An 18,825-nucleotide genomic window follows, 5' to 3' on the forward strand; every position below is an offset into this window, starting at 1 on the left:
TGGCGCGACTGAAGGAAGAGAGCGTTATGAGGCCAGTGAAAGCGCCGGTTTTTTAGCGTGCTCTGCGAGCCATGCGCCCACACGCGCACGTTGCTCTTCGTTCAGCCACATACCGATTTTGGTCCGGCGCCACAGGGCATCGTCCTGTTCACGCACCCACTCGTTTTCCATCAGATAGCGCAGTTCAGCTTCATAGAAGTGGTGACCAAACAGCTCGCCTAAATCATCCAGGCTCTTTGCCCCGTCCAACAGCTTTTCAGTGTTGCTGCCGTAAGTACGGGCATAGTGACGAGACATCGCCTCGGTAACGAACGGATAACGGCGGCGCAGGCTGGCGGCATAATCATCACGTGAACCGGCAATATCACCGCCTGGCAGCACGCAGGTTTTGGTCCAGGCCGGGCCCGCTTTCGGATAGTACTTAGCCAGTTTTTCCATCGCGGCTTCTGCCAGCTTACGGTAAGTGGTGAGCTTGCCACCAAACACCGACAGCAGAGGCGTCTGACCATTATCATCGCGTACATCCAGCGTGTAATCACGGGTGATGGCCTGAGGTGAATCAGACTCATCGTCACACAGCGGACGAACACCTGAGTAGGACCAGACAATATCTTCTTTGCTCAACGACTTTTTAAAGTGGTTGTTGAACACATTGAGCAGGTACTCAGTCTCTTTATCGTCGATATGGACGTTTTTCGGATCGCCTTTGTATTCGACATCAGTGGTACCAATGATGGAGAACTCATCCATCCACGGGATCACAAACACGATACGGTTATCTTCATTCTGCAGAATGTAGGCCTGCTTCTGCGTATGAACGCGCGGCACCACAATATGGCTGCCTTTAATCAGGCGAATGCCGTAAGGCGATTTCAGCTTCAGGCCGTCATCAAACAGCTGTTTAACCCAGGGACCTGCCGCATTCACCAGGCCTTTAGCGCGCCAGGTAAAGGTTTTGCCGCTGTCGATATCTTCGGCTTCCACCACCCACAGGCCATTTTCACGCCAGGCGCGGGTAACTTTGGTACGGGTACGGACTTCGCCACCACGCTTTTCAACTTCCTGCGCGTTAAGCACCACCAGGCGTGCATCATCCACCCAGCAGTCAGAATATTCGAATCCGCGCACAATTTCAGGCTTAAGCACAGAATCTGAGCCAAAACGCAACCCTTTACTGGCGGGCAGGCTGGTGCGCTTGCCCAGGTGGTCATACATAAACAGGCCGATACGGATCATCCATGCCGGGCGCAGATGCGGACGGTGCGGCAGGCGGAAACGCATCGGGAAAGCGATGTGAGGTGCCATTTTCAGCAGCACTTCGCGTTCGGCCAGTGCTTCACTGACCAGGCGGAATTCATAATGTTCCAGATAGCGCAGGCCACCATGGATCAGTTTTGAGCTGGCGGAAGAGGTGGCACAAGCCAAATCCTGCGCTTCCAGCATCAGCACAGACAGGCCGCGACCTGCAGCATCAGCCGCAATGCCAGCGCCGTTGATACCGCCGCCGATTACGATCAAGTCTTTGGTTTCCACGTCATCCCCTCCGGTGTTCGGAATAGTTCTTAAATGTTCGTTTTCGAGCATTATAATAATCGTAAACGCGCATTGTTGCCAGCGTTAACCGAATAAAAACATTTATGCGTGATGCAGGTAACATAATTGAGCAAAGAAAAGGCTGATAACCCTGCAACAGTTCGGGTTATTCCTGGCAACCTTCGCGTTACAATGGCGCCTGTTTGTCCGACTTTAATGAGAACCCACCATGGAACAATTTGAGTGCATTAGTGTGCAGCAGGCACAGGCACAGCTCGCTGACAGCAAGGCGCTGTTGGTTGATATTCGCGATCCCCAGAGTTTTGCTGCGGCTCATGCCAGCGGCGCGTTTCATCTGAATAACGATACGCTGCACAGCTTTATCGGGCAGTCGGATTTCGCTACGCCGGTGCTGGTGATGTGTTATCACGGCAACAGCAGTAAAGGAGCCGCTCAATATCTGCTGACACAAGGTTTTGATCGGGTTTACAGCATTGATGGTGGCTTTGAAGCCTGGCGGGTTGCGTTCCCGCAGCAGGTGGACGCCGTCACGGTTTAACTGTATCCCCTTAAACTGTGCGGTATACTGTTCTTTCGTTATGATAAACAGGGACTTTCGACGGCGATGATGCGTATCACTGAATTCTCCAACCCTCGCATGGCGCAGGCCTTCGTGGACTATATGGCAACCCGTGGCATCAGTCTGCGCGTGGAGCACGATAACCATTATACCGTCTGGCTGGATGATGATTCGAAAGTGAATCTGGTCGAAAACGAACTCAGCCAGTTTATCCGCGAGCCTAATCATCCGCGTTATCAGGCGGCAAGCTGGCATTCCGGCACCACTTCCACCGGGATCCATTATCAGAGCTCGTCGCTGCTGGCTAACATTCGTCAGCGTGCCGGACCCTTAACGCTGTCAGTGATGGTAATCTCTGTTCTGGTCTATATCCTGATGCAGGTGCTGGGCGATCAGACGGTGATGAGCTGGCTGGCGTGGCCGGATCAGGATCAGCATTTCCAGCTCTGGCGCTGGTTTACCCATGCGCTGCTGCACTTCTCTGTTCTGCATATCACTTTTAACCTGATGTGGTGGTGGTATTTGGGAGGCGCCATTGAGAAACGTCTTGGCAGCGGCAAACTGTTTGTCATCCTGCTGATTTCCGCGCTGTTGAGTGGCTGGATGCAGTCCAAATACAGCGGCGTAATGTTTGGTGGTCTGTCAGGTGCCGTGTATGCCCTGATGGGGTACGCCTGGCTGAAAGGCGAACGCGATCCCGAAAGTGGAATATTCCTTGAGCGTGGACTGATGGCCTTTGCCGTCGTCTGGCTTGTCGTGGGTTATATGGGCTGGTTTGGCTTGTCCATTGCTAACGCCGCGCACGTTACCGGGCTGCTGGTAGGTCTGGCGATGGCGTTTGTGGATACCCATAAGAAAAAATCCTGAAGCATTAATCAGCAGGGATGCCCCGTACAGGAGAGTTTTGTGAAGCAAACGCAACGTCATGACGCCATTATCGATCTGGTGCGTCGTCAGGGATATGTCAGTACGGAAGAGCTGGTGGACCATTTTACCGTCAGCCCGCAGACCATTCGTCGCGACCTGAATGACCTGGCCGAACAGAATAAAATTCAACGCCATCATGGTGGAGCCGCATTGCCTTCCAGCTCGGAAAACACCGCCTGGCAGGATCGGAAAATGATGTGGTCGGCTGAAAAGGCCCGCATTGCCCAACGGGTTGCCAGCCAGATCCCCGACGGGGCTTCGCTGTTTATCGACATCGGCACCACGCCGGAGGCTGTAGCGCACGCTTTGCTCAACCATAGCAACCTGCGGGTAGTCACCAATAACCTCAATGTGGCGATGCTGCTGATGACCAAGCCTGATTTCAGCCTGATTGTGGCCGGGGGCGAAGTCAGAACCCGCGATGGCGGGATCATGGGGGAAGCGACGCTGGACTATATCTCTCAGTTCCGTCTGGATTACGGCATTCTGGGGATCAGCGGCATTGATATGGATGGTTCCCTGCTGGACTTTGACTATCATGAGGTGCGTACCAAGCGGGCTATCATTGAGAATTCCCGCTGCGTGATGCTGGTTGCGGACCACTCCAAGTTTGGCCGTAACGCCATGGTCAACCTGGGCAACATGAGCCTGATTGATTACCTCTTCACCGATGAGACACCCCCCGCCAGCGTGCTGCAAACCATTGAACAGCACGAAGTCCATCTTGAGCTTTGTTGATCCGATGTTATGCGGCATGGATGCCGCACTCCCTTCTTTGTCGCCTCTTTTCCCGCCACTTTATCTTCACTTCCAGTGAGCAATTTTTTCTGTTCCGGTCTTAACTGTAAGGGTTGTAAGCCAGTTTGCACTTCGCTTTAGCCCATCATTGAAGAAGGAAGCGCTATGTCGCAGCAGAAATCCGGTCAGGTGCATTTCGACGCGGCACTGGACAGGAAAAAATTTGAACAGGAAGCCGCGGCGGCAGGTATCGCCTCCAAATATATCAACGCCCGGAACGAGCCCGAGGAGATTGCGCTTGAAATTCGTCAGCGTCTGCTGGCTGCAATGTCCGATCAGCGCAAGGCTGAGCCCGGTCCGGTGCCGCTGTGCAAAGTGTTTATCCGTAAACGCCAGCTTGAGCTCAATGTGGCCGGAAAGGGCGACTATCAGTGGCAACTGATGATGGAGAATGGCCGCGAACATACCGGCAAGGTCAGCGCGGATGAAGCTATACGCCTGCCTGCTAACCTGGCGCTGGGGTATCATCAGCTGCAACTCAGCCAGGGGGAAAAACAGTGGTCATGCCGGATTATCGTGGCACCAAAACGTTGTTTTGAACCAGAGCCGCTGTTGCAGGGGAAAAAGCTTTGGGGTACCTGCGTCCAGCTTTATACCCTGCGCTCTGAACAGAACTGGGGAATGGGTGATTTTGGTGATTTAAGCCGGATGCTGGCCGAAGTGGCCGATCGCGGGGGCGCGTTTATCGGCCTGAATCCGATCCATTCGCTCTATCCTGCACTCCCTGAAAATGCCAGTCCTTACAGTCCCTCCTCTCGCCGCTGGTTGAATGTGTTGTACATCAACGTGGCTGCCGTGGAGGATTTTCAGCAGGGTAAGGCGGCACAACGCTGGTGGCAGCAGAAAAATACTCAGCAGCGGCTGGCTAAAGCCCGTGAGAGTGAATGGGTGGATTACGCCCTGGCAGGCGAACTGAAAATTGCCGGACTACGTCATGCGTGGCAGCATTTCAGCCAGCGCAAAAAGCAGGATCCCAGCCAGATAATTTTTGAAGAATTTATTGCTCAGGGGGGCAGCAGCCTCTACTGGCAGGCAGCTTATGATGCGCTGCACGCCGCAATGCTGGCGGAAGATCCTGCCCGCTGGGGCTGGCCTGTCTGGCCGGAAAGCCAGCAGCATCCTCAATCTGATGAGGTACAGCTTTTCTGTCAGCAGCAGGAACAGGAAGTCCGTTTCTGGCTGTGGCTCCAGTGGCTGGCAAACCGGCAGTTTGATGAGTGCTGGCAGCTGAGCCAGCAGAAAGGGATGCCGGTGGGGTTGTACCGTGATTTGGCCGTAGGCGTGGCTGAAGGGGGGCAGAAACCTGGTGCGATCGGGAGCTCTATTGTCTTGAAGCTTCTGTGGGCGCGCCGCCGGATATCCTCGGGCCACTGGGACAAAACTGGGGCCTGCCGCCCATGGATCCTCACGTAATGACGGCCAGAGGCTATCAGCCGTTTATCGATTTGCTCAGGGCGAATATGGCCAGCTGTGGGGCATTGCGTATCGATCATGTGATGTCGATGCTGCGTTTGTGGTGGATCCCCAGAGGCGAAACGGCCAATTTCGGTGCCTATATTTACTATCCGGTGGATGACCTGTTAGCCATTCTGGCGCTGGAAAGCCAGCGTAATAAGTGCATGGTGATTGGCGAAGATTTAGGGACGGTCCCGGTAGAAATCGTTGATTTGCTGCGTAAAAGCGGGATCTACTCCTGGAAAGTGATGTACTTCGAGCAGGAGAATATGGACCGCTACCGTTCGCCTGCGGCCTGGCCCCGTCAGTCGATGGCCAGCGCCACCACGCACGACCTGCCCACGCTGCGGGGCTTCTGGAGTGCAGGCGATCTGAAGCTCGGTGAGAGCCTGGGGCTTTATCCGGACAAAGCCGTGTTGCACAGCCTGTATCAGGATCGCGCCAGGCAAAAGCAGGCACTGCTGAAAGCGCTCCATCGCTATGGCTGTATGCCACAGCGCAGTGGTAAAGAGGCCAGCCTGATGGAGATGACGCCTGAGCTGAATCGCGGTATGCAGCGGTTTATTGCTGACAGCAACAGCGCCCTGCTGGGGCTGCAACCGGAAGACTGGCTGGATATGGAGAAGCCGGTCAATGTGCCGGGCACCACGGATGAGTATCCAAACTGGCGCAGGAAGCTGAGTATGACGCTGGAGGCGATGTTTGAGGACCCACACATCAACAGGTTGTTGAAAGATCTGAATCGCAGGCGCAAAGCTGAGAAGAAAGCAGGGAGCAAAGCTGAAGAAAAAACAGGGCGTGAGGCTGAGGGAGAAGCAGCAAATGAAACAGGAAACGAAGTTGAAGAGAAAGCCGTCAGTAAAGGCAGTCAATAAAGCGCGCTTTTAAATTAAAAACTGCCCCTCAATATGGTGGATGATTCTCCAGCATTCAGGGGGCAGTTCAGTATTCAGCCAGTTATTGTCACTCACTACAACAGCATTCACAGCCTGACGGTTTAGCCTCACTCAATAAGTGCGTGCTCACCGCGCAGTCCATTCATGCCACTCAGTAGAAAGAGTGTTCACCGCGCTGGTGCTCGGTCAGATCGCGAACGCCTTTCAGCTCGGGGAAAGCAGCAAGCAGCTCTTTCTCGATGCCTTCTTTCAGGGTCACGTCGACCATCGAACAACCGTTACAGCCACCGCCAAATTGCAGAATAGCAAAACCGTCGTCGGTGATCTCCATCAGGGAAACCTTACCGCCGTGGCTGGCCAGCTGCGGGTTGATGGTTGCCTGCAGCTGATACTCAACGCGTTCAATCAGCGGGGCATCTTCATTCACTTTACGCATTTTGGCGTTAGGCGCTTTCAGGGTCAGCTGAGAACCCAGGTTGTCGGTGACGAAATCGATCTCGGCATCTTCCAGATACGGGGCGCTGAGTTCATCTACAAAGGCAGAAAGCTTCTCGAACTTCAGTTCGGTATCTGTGCTCTCAACTGCATCGGGTGGGCAGTAAGAGACACCACACTCCGCAGTAGGGGTACCCGGATTAATAACGAATACGCGAATTTGTGTGCCATCTTCCTGTTTCGACAGCAGTTTTGCGAAATGCTCTTGCGCAGAATCAGTAATTAGGATCATGGCGATTGCTCAACAGTTAACTCAATTAATTGAATATATTACGCCCATCGCCGACGCTCTACAAGGTTCGGCACAGGCTCCAGACCTGCACGCTGGCGGCACCCGCGGCCAGCAAAATGCGGCTTATTTCACCTGCCGTACTGCCGGTGGTTACCACATCATCTGTCAGGACGATATGCTGCCCTTTTACCCGGATTTCAACCCTGAACGCGCCACGTAAATTTTTCCGCCTGGCGATAGCGTTAAGGCTGTGCTGAATTCGGGTCTTTCTCTGCCGTGAAAGGCCGGCAGGGGCATAGTGGCAGTTCAGCCAGCGAGCCAGCTGACGGGCTACGTCGTCCATCTGATTATAGCCACGCCGCCAGGCGCGCGTTTTATGTAAGGGTACACAGAGCAGGATATCGGGTCTGCGCAGGTTGTGCTCACGACGGGCAACCAGCCATTTCAGTAAGAGCAGCCGTGCGAGCATCACCGAGAGTGCGGTAGCCTGAGAAAATTTCAGCCGTTTCACCCACTCCTTTACCGGCGATCGCCACTCGCTGACGAAAATCATCTGCTGCCATGGCGGCGGCTTCAGCAGGCAGGACCTGCACTCGGTTAGCGCACTGGGTGCCGGGAGCCCACATCGAGGACAGCACCGGGGCAAAGCAGGAAGGTGGCGCAGACAGAAACTGCATAGCCCATGGCGGGAGATCGCCAGCGGCATCTGACATAGCCAACAGGCGGTGGGCATTGGTAGCATAGCGGCCTCCATGGCAAAAACAGGACAATAACGCATGACACAGCTTTACTGGCAGACAATGGGCACCGGCGATCGCCATCTTGTGATGCTGCACGGATGGGGATTGAATGCCGGTGTCTGGCAGACCGTGGCAGCGCGACTCAGCCCGCATTTTTGTCTGCATCTGGTGGATTTGCCGGGCTATGGCCGCAGCAGAGATTTTGCCCCAATGAGCGTGGAGCAGATGGTGGCTACTTTGCTGCCGCAGGCACCTGAGAAGGCACTCTGGCTTGGCTGGTCGTTGGGTGGGCTGGTGGCAGGCAAATTGGCCCTGTTGCATCCGGAACGCGTCACTGGTTTGATCACCGTGGCTTCCTCGCCTCGTTTCTCTGCAACAGAAGCGTGGCCGGGCATTAAACCTGAGACGCTGAGCGGCTTTCAGCATCAGCTCAGCGAAAATTTCCAGCGCACCGTTGAGCGCTTTCTGGCTTTACAGACTTTGGGCACGGAAAATGCCAGGCAGGATGCCCGTCAGCTGAAAAATATCGTGCTGGAGTTACCTGCGCCCGAAGTGGAGGTGCTGAATGCCGGGCTGGAGATTTTGCGCACTGTCGATCTCCGTGAAGAGATGAAAGCGTTACAGCGACCTTTGCTGCGTATTTATGGCGCATTAGATGGCCTGGTTCCGCGCAAAGTGGCGGCATTGCTGGATGAAGCCTGGCCTGACAGCGAGTCGGCGATGATAGAAAAAGCGGCCCACGCCCCCTTTCTTTCCCACCCTGAAACCTTCTGTCAGCAACTGGTTGATTTCAGCCTGAAAATCAGCCGTTAAACTTCTGTCAAAAACTGGCGAATTAATCATAACGGGTAATAATTATCTGGGTAAGCGGGGTTGCTTACCTATTTACCTCTGAGCAGTCCAGGGAGTTGGCCTCATTTTCCTCCCTGTATTCTCATCAAGCGATTGCTTATACCTGAAAATAAAACGGGAGTGTCTTTGATGAAAATTTTTAAAACTGTTGTGATTAGCCTGCTGGCAGGCTCGGTTTCCTTTGGTGCCATGGCGGCCAAAGAGGTGACCAAAGAAGAAGTAGAAACAATGAAGCTGGAAAAAATTGGCACGGTCACCACCACCGCGGAAGCAACCTCCCCGATGGATGCAAAAAAAGATTTGTCTGAGAAAGCGGATGAGAAGGGGGGAAATACTTCCTGGTCATCGCCGGACGTGAGCATGGTAAGTTCAGTGCCACAGCGGATGTTTATAAATAAGCTTTATGGACGCCGGTCGGTTTAACACCCCGGCACACATTGAATAATCAGTGATTTATCTCTCAGGCAGGGTTTTCCCTGCCTGATATTAACTTTCAGCTCTTAAGCCACATATAAGACCATGGCGTCAGCGTCAGGGGTTTTTCGCCTTCAAATATCCTGTCAGTAATCAGATCCCGATAGCGTCTGTTATCCGGCAGCGTCCAGGGGATCTCCCTGCTGCTGAGGTTATAGAGGCAGAGCAGCGTCTGATGATCTTTTTCAGACCAGCGGTAGATAGCAAAGACAGCATTGTCACTTTCCAGCACCTGCATAGGATTATCCGGATGAAAAGCGGGCTGGCGGGTTCTCAATTGGATCAGGGCTGACAGTGAATGATAAACCCGATAGCGCAGTGAATGGTGGTCACCCAGTTCCGCTTCAATCTCGCTGAGTATGTATTTCTGCCGGTTAATGGCCCGATTATGCCCGGCGGTTTTCACTCCCTGCATATCGTTGCGGGATCCAAGAATGCTTTGAATATAGAGCGCAGGCACGCCGGGAAATGCCAGTAACAGTGCATGTGCCAGCATAAACCGTTGCAGACGCGTGTCGTCATCGTCCTGCTTTTTGCTTAACGCATCCATGTAGGTCACGTTAATTTCGTAGGGGCTGGTGGTGCCATCCGGATTATTTTTATAAGAGACTAACGCCCCTTCCATCGCCAGATCTCTGACCAGCGAAACAATCTCTGTTTCGGGCAGAATGCCCCTCAGCGGGTTCATCCCAATCCCATCGTGAGAAGCCAGGAAATTGAACCAGGTTGTCGTCCCGCTGCCTGCATCCAGTGAGGATGCCCACTGTTTCAGCGCGCGTGCTGAACCATAGTGAATGGCATGCAGTACCAGTGGCGGCAGCGAAAACTGATACACCATTTGCGCTTCATCCTGCCCGTTGCCCAGATAGCTGATGTTATCTTTGTGCGGCACATTGGTTTCAGTGATGATCACCGTGCCAGGCGCGATCTCGTTGGCGATAGCGCGGAATAATTTAACCAGCAGGTGGGTTTTCTCCAGATGAATACAGGAGGTGCCGGGGGTTTTCCACATATAGCCTACGGCATCCAGGCGGATATAATCTGCACCCTTCGCCAGATAATCTAGCAGCACGCCCACCATGCTGAGCAGCACGTTGGGATTTGCGAAATTGAGGTCTATCTGATCGGCGCTGAAGGTGGTCCAGATAAAGCGGGTTTCGCCATTCGCCATCTCAAAAGGTGTTAACAGGGGCGAGGTGCGGGGACGGGTTACCGCACTGAGATCGGTGGAGGGCGGCATGCTGATAAAAAAATCATCCCAGCCAGGATCCCTCGCCAGATAGTGGGCAAACCAGGCGCTGTGAGCCGACATATGGTTGCAGACAAAATCAAACATCAGCCGGGTATGTTGATGCAGCTCCGCGATATCTGACCACTCCCCACACGCTTTACTGACCTGATGGTAATCAATAACCGAAAAGCCATCGTCAGAGGAGTAAGGGAAAAAAGGCAGAAGATGCACCAGATTAAAACTGGATTGCAAATGTTGCTGATAAAATTTTGAGAGGGTGCTCAACCCGGGCGTGTCGGCCTTGCTGAACTGATCGGCATAGACGATCAGCACCACATCTTTTTCATCCCAGTGCGCTTTACGCTGATGGTTTATGGCCTTTCGCGTTTGAAGGACAGCTTCGGTCAGCTTTTCCCTGCAGATGAGAGGAAAAGTTCCGTCATAAATTTTATCGAGAAGGGAAGTGATGATATCCATGGTGATGCAGTGAGCCGCCGCATTTTTTCACAGCACGATAGATTTCACTGTAGACCGTTGAAGCAGAATCGCAACTCCAACGGCCTTTTCCATGAACCTTAGTGACAATTACCGTTTTTTGCACAGCCAGTGCAGGGTTTGTCGGTGACAGTCCTGACCACCAGGCGTTCCGGCGCTAAAGTGATGGTTTTCAGCTTGAGCCAGATCAGCAGATTAACAGCGGCTACCGCCAGCAGGATCAGGCTGCTGGATTGCGGATGATCGCTGAAGGTGGCCAGCTGGTAGTAAATTGTTGCCAGTGAGTAAGCCAGATTCAGTCCCCAGCCGATGGAAAACAGCATCCAGCGGCGGCTGCTTTCCCGGGCAATAGCGCCCATTACGGAGACACAAGGAACATAGAGCAGTACAAAAATCAGATAGCTGTAAGCAGCATGGTCATTGATGAACTTACTGTGCATCATGCCCATGGAGCCGCTGTCCATTTCACCGTCGCCTTTGCTGGCTTCAATCGGATTGAGCAGTACGCTCAGGCTGAACGTCTCTTTAACACCCTCCCAGGTTACCGTCACCGCCTCTTTGAGTTCATCTGTCAGGCTGAAACCTTCAGCATCAAAAGGCTCTTCGTGCAGCGTCTCAGCGGTATAGAGCGTGTTAAGCGTACCCACCACCACTTCCTTGGCCATTGCGCCAGTGACCAGCCCAACGGTGGCCTGCCAGTTATCGTTATGTACGCCCATAGGGGAAAGCAGCGGGGTCAGTATGCGGCTGGTAGCCGCCAGCGCGGAATCGTTAATACTGTCTACCGGTTTTCCGCTGAACGAAAAGCTGTTCAGGGCGCCAATCAGCACGCTGACGGCAACGATGACTTTCCCGGCTCTCAGTACAAAGCTTTGCAGCCGTTGCCACGCTTGCAGCAGCAGGCTTTTCAGATGGGGGACATGCCAGGTCGGCAGCTCCATGATAAACGGCGATGCTTCCCCCTTAGCAGAGTATGTTTCAGGAGCAGGCCTGTCAGAATGGCCGCCGCGATGCCCAGCAGATAAAGACTGAACACTACCAGAGAACCACTTTTGCCAAAAAAGGCCGAGGCAAAGACCGCGAAGATAGCCAGCCTTGCCCCACAGGACATAAACGGGGCCATCAACACCGTCATCAGCCGTTCGCGCGGGGCGTCCAGAGTCCGGGCACCCATCACCGACGGCACATTACAGCCAAATCCTACGATCAGCGGTACAAAGGATTTCCCCGGCAGGCCCAGAGCCTGCATCAGGCGATCCACCACAAAGGCGGCGCGAGCCATATAACCGGAGTCTTCCATCAGTGAAAGGAACAGGTACATCAGACCGATTTGCGGGACCAGCGGCATCACGGTATTGATGCCGCCGCCTATACCCTGTGCCAGGAACAGCGTCAGCGTCAGTGGAAAATGAAGGGCATCCCCCAGCCACTGCATGCCGTGGATAAAGATCGCAGCCGAGCTAATTTCGAACAGCGGCTGTAAAGCCCCGCCGAGGTTGATCGCCAGGAAAAACATCAGGTACATCACCAGCAGGAAAATCGGCAGCCCCAGCCAGCGGTTCAGAGCCAGGCTGTCGAGCCGGGCTGAGAGGCGATGCGGGATGGCGTGGTGGGGAAGGGTGACGGCCTGGCAAATTTCATCTATTGCCTGATAGCGGGCGGCGGCGATCTGTAACGGCTTGTCAGACAACCCCGTAAGTGAGGGCAATATTTTGGCGGCTTCCGGAGCCTGGGAGCGGCTGTATATATCGCCTTCCAGCATCTGAAGCGCCAGCCAGTGGCGCTGCTGTGCGGTACGATCTGCAGGCATGACTTTATACAGCGTGGCGACCTGATCCAGCACTTCTGACGGGTAGCGGACCTCATAATGAGCTGGCTGGTGGGAGTGATCGTCTATGGCCTGCTTCAGGAGATCTATCCCCTGACCGCGACTGGATACCAGCGGCACAACCGGACAGCCAAGTAGCCCCTCAAGCGCTGCCACATTGATATCGATCTGCTGAGCGGCAGCGATATCCAGCATATTCAGCGCAACGATGCAGGGAATGCCCAGCCCCTGTAGCTGCAATGTCAGCCAGAGATTACGGGTCAGATTACTGGCATCCACCACGTTGATCACCAGGTCTGCTTCACCGCTCAGCATGTAATGGCAGGCTATCTGCTCATCCAGAGAGCTGGTGGCAGAAATGGTGGTGAGGGAATAGGTGCCGGGAAGGTCGACGAGCTCCACGCGGGCATGACCTGTGGAAAAATGGCCCACCTTACGCTCTACCGTAACGCCTGCCCAGTTGCCCACTCGCTGCCTGGCGCCTGTGAGCTGATTAAACAACGTGGTTTTTCCGGAATTAGGGTTTCCAATCAGGCCAATGGTGCAGGTTTTCATCTTGCAGCCCCTTGCAGATGCTCAAGTTGCAGAAAGGCAAGGTCTTTTTTCCGTAACATCAGGCTGACGTGGCGCGTTTGGATCTGTACCGGATCGCCCAGTGGGGCAACACGTTTGACCAGAAAACTGGCACCGGGCAGCAGCCCTAATGCGAGAAGTTTCTGCCGGAAGGCGGCACTGACAGAAGGCGAGAAGCTGAGAATTTTATAGTGTTGCTGGGGAATAATTTGCATGGTTCCACCCGGGCGACATAGATGCGCACTGTGATAATCAACGGCGGAAATTATAATGAGAACTATTATCGCTAATATTGATATAGAACAAGCTTGGGGCAGGCTTGAGCAGGGGGAGAAGGAGGGAAGGGGCAAGAGGCGGACCCGGAGGCCCGCCCTGTACTTTAACGCTTTTTGCCGAAGGCAGCGGCCAGCGCATCGCCCATCGCGCTGTTATTGCTGCCTGCCGGCTGAGCCGCCGGACGAGGACGCGGTTTGCCCTGAGCCGGTTTTGCATTGTCACGGCCAGGATTGCCACCGCCACGACGGGCATTGGTTTCCCCTGGCTGTTCGTCAAGGCGCATCGTCATCGCAATTCGCTTACGCTGCAGATCCACTTCCATCACTTTCACTTTAACGATATCGCCCGCTTTGACCACTTTATGCGGGTCATCAACGAACTTGTCAGAAAGTGAAGAAATATGCACCAGGCCGTCCTGATGCACGCCGATATCGACGAAGGCACCAAAGTTAGTCACGTTAGTCACTGCACCTTCCAGCACCATGCCTGGCAGCAGATCCTTCATCGTCTCAATGCCTTCAGCAAACTGGGCAGTTTTGAACTCAGGACGCGGATCGCGGCCCGGTTTTTCCAGTTCTTTGATGATATCGGTGACGGTAGGGACACCGAATTTCTCATCGGTGAAATCTACAGCACGCAGATTACGCAGCTCGGAAGGATTACCCATCACTTCATTTAGCGCCTGCTGCGTTGCGGCCAGAATGCGCTGAACCACGGGATAGGCTTCCGGGTGAACGGTGGAAGCATCCAGCGGGTTGTCGCCCTGGTTAATCCGCAGGAACCCCGCGCACTGTTCAAAGGCTTTAGGCCCCAGGCGGCTGACTTTCAACAGCTGCTGGCGGTTCTGGAAGCGGCCATTTTCGTCACGCCAGCTGACAATGTTCTGTGCCATCATTTTGCTCAGCCCTGCGACGCGGGTCAGCAGCGGCACTGACGCGGTATTCAGATCGACCCCCACGCCATTCACACAATCTTCCACGACTGCATCCAGCTTTTTCGCCAGCTGGCTCTGACTGACGTCATGCTGATACTGGCCTACACCGATCGATTTAGGATCGATTTTCACCAGCTCAGACAGCGGATCCTGCAGGCGGCGGGCGATCGACACGGCACCACGGATGGAAACATCCAGGTCAGGGAATTCCAGCGCGGCCAGCTCGGAAGCGGAGTAAACCGACGCGCCAGCTTCACTGACAATCACTTTCTGCGCCTGCACTTCAGGGAACTGTTTCTGGATATCCAGATAGAAGCGCTCGGTTTCCCGTGAGGCTGTTCCGTTACCAATAGCCACCAGTTCGACATTATGTTTGATGCACAAGGCCGCAACGGCGGCTGCCGCTTTGGCTGTCTGGCCTGTATGGGGATAAATGGTATCCGTCGCGACAAGTTTGCCGGTGGCATCTACAATCGCCACTTTCACCCCGGTCCGCAGGCCCGGATCGAGGCCCATAGTCGCGCGCATCCCTGCCGGAGCAGCCATCAGCAGGTCGTGCAGGTTACGGGCGAAGACGTTGATCGCCTCATCTTCCGCACGTTCACGCACGGTGCCCATCAGTTCGGTTTCAAGGTGCAGCAGCACTTTGATGCGCCAGGTCCAGCTGACCACGGCTTTGCGCCAGGCATCCGCCGGGGCATTGTTCAGGCGCAGTTGCAGGTGATCGATAATAATCTGCTCGCCGTGGCTTTCGCGCGGCGGCTCATCAAACTGCGGGTCTGCATTCAGAGAGAGCTGTAACACGCCTTCGTTACGGCCACGGAACATTGCCAGCGCGCGGTGTGAAGGCACGGTAGCCAGCGCTTCGTGATGATCAAAGTAGTCGCGGAATTTCGCGCCTTCCTCCTCTTTCCCGTCCATCATACGGGAGACCAGATGGGCATTTTTCCACAAATAATCGCGGACTTTTGCCAGCAGCGTGGCGTCTTCAGCGAAGCGCTCCATCAGGATGTAGCGTGCGCCATCCAGTGCCGCTTTGGTATCGGCCACGCCTTTATCAGCATCCACGAATCCGGCAGCAAGCTGCTCTGGATTGTTCGACGGATCCTGCCACAGCGTGTTGGCCAGCGGTTCCAGACCGGCTTCAATAGCGATCATGCCACGCGTGCGACGCTTTGGTTTATAGGGCAGATAGAGATCTTCGAGTTCGGTTTTACTCAGGGTATTGGTGATGGCACTGGAAAGCTCATCAGTTAACTTGCCCTGATCGCCGATGGATTTCAGGATCGACTGGCGGCGTTCTTCAAGCTCCCGGAGATAACCCAGGCGGGTTTCCAGCTGGCGCAGCTGGGTATCATCCAGACCGCCAGTCACTTCCTTACGGTAACGTGCGATAAACGGCACGGTGTTCCCTTCATCCAGCAGACGAACAGCGGCATCAACCTGTTCTGCTCGCGCCTGCAGCTCACTTGCAATTATGCGGCTCAGCGAATCTTTCATCATCGGTTACTTTATGGCTCAAAGACCGTCAGTTATACGGATTGCAGGCGAAAAATGCCAGTCATCGGGCCGATCCAGGCGCCTGCATCCGCGTGATTAGGATTGTTTAACGTAGTCGATAGCTACCACGTACCAGTGGGCTTCTCCGGCTGGCGTCTGTACCGTAGCCAGATCGCCCACCTCTTTTTTCAACAGTGCGCGGGCCATCGGAGAGTCGATGGAGATATAGTCGTTGCGGCCAAAGATCTCGTCATAGCCCGCAATGCGGAAGCGTTTTACCTCGCCCTCATCATTTTCAATCTCTACCCAGGCACCGAAGAAGACTTTACCTTCCTGCTGTGGAGAGTGATCGACAATGCGCAACTGCTCCAGGCATTTGGTGAGATAACGCACGCGGCGATCGATCTCACGCAGGCGCTTTTTGTTGTACTGGTAATCGGCGTTTTCACTGCGGTCGCCGAGGCTGGCAGCCCAGGTCACCTTTTTGGTGACTTCTGGCCGCTCTTCACGCCAGAGGAAGTCCAGTTCCTGCTTCAGCTTGTCGTAACCTTCACGGGTGATCAGTTGAGTTTTCATCGTAATCCAGTTCTTACTGCGAAATGCTGCGCTTATTTTGTTGTGCGACGCGCACTGATGCAAATCTCTTCTGCAGTTTTCTGCCCGACCTTACTGTTTGTTTGTCCTGACTATTCGGCTGTGAAATAGTGTGCACCAGCGCGTTTTTTTGCCGCAAAATTAAAGATAAGCTGCTGTTTAATATGCTTTGTAACAATTTCGGCTAGAATATAAACCATTATTGACTGTTACATTCAGGCATCTTTTTTAAGAATAATGACTCAGGCAATAGCGCCTTTGGGAGTATCGACATGCAAGAGAACTACAAAATTCTGGTCGTGGATGACGACATGCGTTTACGTGCGTTGTTGGAGCGTTATCTGACCGAGCAGGGTTTCCAGGTGCGTAGCGTGGCTAATGCCGAGCAGATGGATCGTTTGCTGACGCGTGAATCCTTCCATCTGATGGTGCTGGACCTGATGCTGCCGGGCGAAGATGGCCTCTCTATCTGCCGCCGTCTGCGCAGCCAGAGCAACCCAATGCCGATCATCATGGTGACGGCTAAAGGCGAAGAAGTGGATCGTATCGTGGGGCTGGAAATCGGTGCCGACGACTACATCCCGAAACCCTTCAACCCGCGCGAGCTGCTGGCCCGTATCCGTGCCGTTTTACGCCGTCAGGCTAATGAACTGCCGGGCGCGCCTTCACAGGAAGAGGCGGTCATCGCCTTCGGCAAATTCAAGCTGAACCTCGGCACGCGTGAAATGTTCCGTGAAGATGAGCCTATGCCACTGACCAGCGGTGAATTTGCGGTGCTTAAAGCGCTGGTAAGCCACCCTCGTGAGCCGTTATCACGCGATAAGCTGATGAACCTGGCCCGTGGCCGTGAGTACAGTGCGATGGAACGTTCTATCGACGTTCAGATCTCCCGCCTGCGCCGCATGGTGGAAGAAGATCCGGCCCATCCACGCTATATACAGACCGTCTGGGGTCTGGGTTACGTCTTTGTGCCGGACGGCAGCAAAGCATGAGGCGGATCCGCTTCTCTCCCCGCAGTTCCTTTGCCCGTACGCTACTGCTGATCGTGACCCTGCTGTTTGTCAGCCTGGTCACGACCTATCTGGTGGTGTTGAACTTTGCCATTCTGCCCAGCCTGCAGCAGTTCAACAAAGTGCTGGCTTATGAAGTGCGTATGCTGATGACCGACAGGTTACAGCTTGAGGATGGTACCCAGCTTGAGGTGCCACCCGCGTTCCGCCGTGAGATATACCGCGAGTTAGGCATTTCGCTGTATACCAACGCGGCGGCGGAAGAGAGCGGATTGCGCTGGGCGCAGCATTACGAATTCCTCAGTCAGCAGATGGCACAGCAGCTGGGTGGCCCGACCGATGTTCGTGTGGAGGTGAACAAAAACTCCCCGGTAGTCTGGCTGAAAACCTGGCTGTCGCCGGATATCTGGGTGAGGGTGCCGCTGACGGAAATCCATCAGGGCGACTTTTCTCCGCTGTTCCGCTATACGCTGGCGATTATGCTGCTGGCCATAGGCGGGGCATGGCTGTTTATCCGTATCCAGAACCGGCCTCTGGTCGAGCTGGAGCACGCCGCCCTCCAGGTAGGGAAGGGCATTATTCCACCGCCGTTACGTGAATACGGCGCTTCTGAAGTCCGTTCTGTAACGCGGGCCTTTAATCAGATGGCGGCAGGGGTTAAGCAACTGGCCGACGATCGTACGCTGCTGATGGCCGGGGTGAGCCACGATCTGCGAACGCCTCTGACCCGTATCCGTCTGGCCACAGAGATGATGTCACAGGAAGACGGCTATCTGGCTGAGTCGATCAATAAAGACATCGAAGAGTGCAACGCCATTATCGAGCAGTTTATTGATTATCTGCGTACGGGTCAGGAGATGCAGTTTGAGCGCGCTGACCTGAATAGTGTCCTGGGAGAGGTTGTAGCTGCAGAAAGTGGCTACGAGCGTGAGATTGAAAATGCGGTAATGCCTGCAGAATTGATGGTGGACATTAACCCGCTGTCAATCAAGCGCGCACTGGCGAATATGGTGGTCAACGCCGCCCGTTATGGCAATGGCTGGATCAAAGTCAGCAGCGGCAGCGAACTGCAACGAGCCTGGTTCCAGGTGGATGATGATGGTCCGGGCATCAAGCCCGATCAGTTGAAGCATCTGCTCCAGCCGTTTGTGCGGGGAGACAGTGCCCGTAGTACCAGCGGCACCGGATTAGGGTTGGCGATTGTGCAGCGCATTATTGATGCGCACCAGGGTTCGCTGGAGATTGCAGAGAGTGAGCGTGGAGGTTTGCGGATCCGCGCCTACCTTCCTTTACCCGCATCACAACTTCCGGTGACTACAGCTGGTTAGTACGCTGAGAGGGGGCGGAAACACCGTTCTCCCATAACATTGCAGAAAAGGGCCACTCTTTCGACTGGCCCTTT

Annotated in this window: 13 protein-coding genes and 3 pseudogenes; 8 read left to right on the top strand and 8 right to left on the bottom strand. The window is 54.5% G+C overall.

Annotated elements, in window-relative coordinates; translation table 11 throughout:
- Window positions 1-24: 24 nt before the first annotated feature.
- Entirely contained in the window at window positions 25-1,533 is a 1,509-nt protein-coding gene (glpD, locus tag VRC33_RS01580; RefSeq protein WP_338560189.1) for a glycerol-3-phosphate dehydrogenase, read from the bottom strand.
- 229 nt (window positions 1,534-1,762) lie between these two features.
- On the opposite strand from glpD, the gene glpE reads away from it, so the two are divergent.
- The 4 genes and pseudogenes from glpE to malQ form a co-directional block, all read left to right on the top strand.
- Window positions 1,763-2,092 (top strand): thiosulfate sulfurtransferase GlpE, encoded by a 330-nt coding sequence (gene glpE, locus VRC33_RS01585; RefSeq protein WP_338560190.1) that lies wholly within the window; start codon window positions 1,763-1,765, stop codon window positions 2,090-2,092.
- A gap of 69 nt (window positions 2,093-2,161) precedes the next feature.
- Window positions 2,162-2,980: a rhomboid family intramembrane serine protease GlpG gene (gene glpG / locus VRC33_RS01590; protein ID WP_338564411.1), complete on the top strand. Its 819-nt coding sequence runs from the start codon at window positions 2,162-2,164 to the stop codon at window positions 2,978-2,980.
- 39 nt (window positions 2,981-3,019) lie between these two features.
- Complete coding sequence (locus VRC33_RS01595) at window positions 3,020-3,778, top strand: DeoR/GlpR family transcriptional regulator (RefSeq protein ID WP_338560192.1); 759 nt, start codon at window positions 3,020-3,022, stop codon at window positions 3,776-3,778.
- Window positions 3,779-3,985: 207 nt separating this feature from the next.
- A pseudogene (malQ, locus tag VRC33_RS01600) lies at window positions 3,986-6,048 on the top strand (4-alpha-glucanotransferase); the annotation flags it as partial.
- Window positions 6,049-6,340: 292 nt separating this feature from the next.
- On the opposite strand, the gene nfuA reads toward malQ, so the two are convergent.
- The gene (gene nfuA, locus VRC33_RS01605) at window positions 6,341-6,916 is read right to left on the bottom strand and encodes a Fe-S biogenesis protein NfuA (protein ID WP_338560194.1); all 576 of its coding nucleotides are present in this window, start codon (window positions 6,914-6,916) and stop codon (window positions 6,341-6,343) included.
- Window positions 6,917-6,974: 58 nt separating this feature from the next.
- Complete coding sequence (gene gntX / locus VRC33_RS01610) at window positions 6,975-7,658, bottom strand: DNA utilization protein GntX (RefSeq protein ID WP_338560195.1); 684 nt, start codon at window positions 7,656-7,658, stop codon at window positions 6,975-6,977.
- A gap of 34 nt (window positions 7,659-7,692) precedes the next feature.
- Here gntX and bioH point away from each other — a divergent pair, with 34 nt between their 5' ends.
- Window positions 7,693-8,469: a pimeloyl-ACP methyl ester esterase BioH gene (gene bioH, locus VRC33_RS01615; protein WP_338560196.1), complete on the top strand. Its 777-nt coding sequence runs from the start codon at window positions 7,693-7,695 to the stop codon at window positions 8,467-8,469.
- Window positions 8,470-8,637: 168 nt separating this feature from the next.
- A pseudogene (locus VRC33_RS01620) lies at window positions 8,638-8,906 on the top strand (YdgH/BhsA/McbA-like domain containing protein).
- 95 nt (window positions 8,907-9,001) lie between these two features.
- Here the strand turns inward: VRC33_RS01620 and VRC33_RS01625 are convergent.
- From VRC33_RS01625 to greB, 5 genes and pseudogenes are all read right to left on the bottom strand, one after another.
- Window positions 9,002-10,690, bottom strand: coding sequence for an alpha-amylase family glycosyl hydrolase (locus VRC33_RS01625; RefSeq protein ID WP_338560197.1), 1,689 nt, complete (start codon window positions 10,688-10,690; stop codon window positions 9,002-9,004).
- A 203-nt stretch (window positions 10,691-10,893) separates the two neighbouring features.
- Window positions 10,894-13,091: pseudogene (gene feoB, locus VRC33_RS01630) on the bottom strand (Fe(2+) transporter permease subunit FeoB); the annotation flags it as partial.
- Window positions 13,088-13,324, bottom strand: a complete 237-nt coding sequence (gene feoA / locus VRC33_RS01635; RefSeq protein ID WP_338560198.1) for a ferrous iron transporter A — start codon at window positions 13,322-13,324, stop codon at window positions 13,088-13,090. The pseudogene feoB and the gene feoA, both read right to left, overlap by 4 nt.
- A 164-nt stretch (window positions 13,325-13,488) precedes the next feature.
- Window positions 13,489-15,822 (bottom strand): Tex family protein, encoded by a 2,334-nt coding sequence (locus tag VRC33_RS01640; protein WP_338560199.1) that lies wholly within the window; start codon window positions 15,820-15,822, stop codon window positions 13,489-13,491.
- 93 nt (window positions 15,823-15,915) lie between these two features.
- Entirely contained in the window at window positions 15,916-16,395 is a 480-nt protein-coding gene (gene greB / locus VRC33_RS01645; protein ID WP_338560201.1) for a transcription elongation factor GreB, read from the bottom strand.
- A gap of 290 nt (window positions 16,396-16,685) precedes the next feature.
- Between greB and ompR the strand changes: the two genes are divergently transcribed.
- Window positions 16,686-17,405: a two-component system response regulator OmpR gene (gene ompR, locus VRC33_RS01650; protein WP_001157751.1), complete on the top strand. Its 720-nt coding sequence runs from the start codon at window positions 16,686-16,688 to the stop codon at window positions 17,403-17,405.
- On the top strand, window positions 17,402-18,751 hold the full coding sequence (gene envZ, locus VRC33_RS01655; RefSeq protein WP_338560203.1) for a two-component system sensor histidine kinase EnvZ: 1,350 nt from the start codon (window positions 17,402-17,404) through the stop codon (window positions 18,749-18,751). The genes ompR and envZ overlap by 4 nt, the downstream gene beginning before the upstream one ends.
- The last annotated feature ends 74 nt before the right edge of the window (window positions 18,752-18,825 follow it).

This window comes from Erwinia sp. E_sp_B01_1 (assembly GCF_036865545.1).
Lineage (GTDB): Bacteria > Pseudomonadota > Gammaproteobacteria > Enterobacterales > Enterobacteriaceae > Erwinia.

Coding starts and splice junctions, on each gene's coding strand:
- glpE (WP_338560190.1), top strand. CDS start 1,763: ATGGAACAATTTGAGTGCATTAGTGTGCAGCAGGCACAGGCACAGCTC.
- glpG (WP_338564411.1), top strand. CDS start 2,162: ATGCGTATCACTGAATTCTCCAACCCTCGCATGGCGCAGGCCTTCGTG.
- nfuA (WP_338560194.1), bottom strand. CDS start 6,916: ATGATCCTAATTACTGATTCTGCGCAAGAGCATTTCGCAAAACTGCTG.
- gntX (WP_338560195.1), bottom strand. CDS start 7,658: ATGCTACCAATGCCCACCGCCTGTTGGCTATGTCAGATGCCGCTGGCG.
- bioH (WP_338560196.1), top strand. CDS start 7,693: ATGACACAGCTTTACTGGCAGACAATGGGCACCGGCGATCGCCATCTT.
- VRC33_RS01625 (WP_338560197.1), bottom strand. CDS start 10,690: ATGGATATCATCACTTCCCTTCTCGATAAAATTTATGACGGAACTTTT.
- feoA (WP_338560198.1), bottom strand. CDS start 13,324: ATGCAAATTATTCCCCAGCAACACTATAAAATTCTCAGCTTCTCGCCT.
- VRC33_RS01640 (WP_338560199.1), bottom strand. CDS start 15,822: ATGATGAAAGATTCGCTGAGCCGCATAATTGCAAGTGAGCTGCAGGCG.
- greB (WP_338560201.1), bottom strand. CDS start 16,395: ATGAAAACTCAACTGATCACCCGTGAAGGTTACGACAAGCTGAAGCAG.
- ompR (WP_001157751.1), top strand. CDS start 16,686: ATGCAAGAGAACTACAAAATTCTGGTCGTGGATGACGACATGCGTTTA.
- envZ (WP_338560203.1), top strand. CDS start 17,402: ATGAGGCGGATCCGCTTCTCTCCCCGCAGTTCCTTTGCCCGTACGCTA.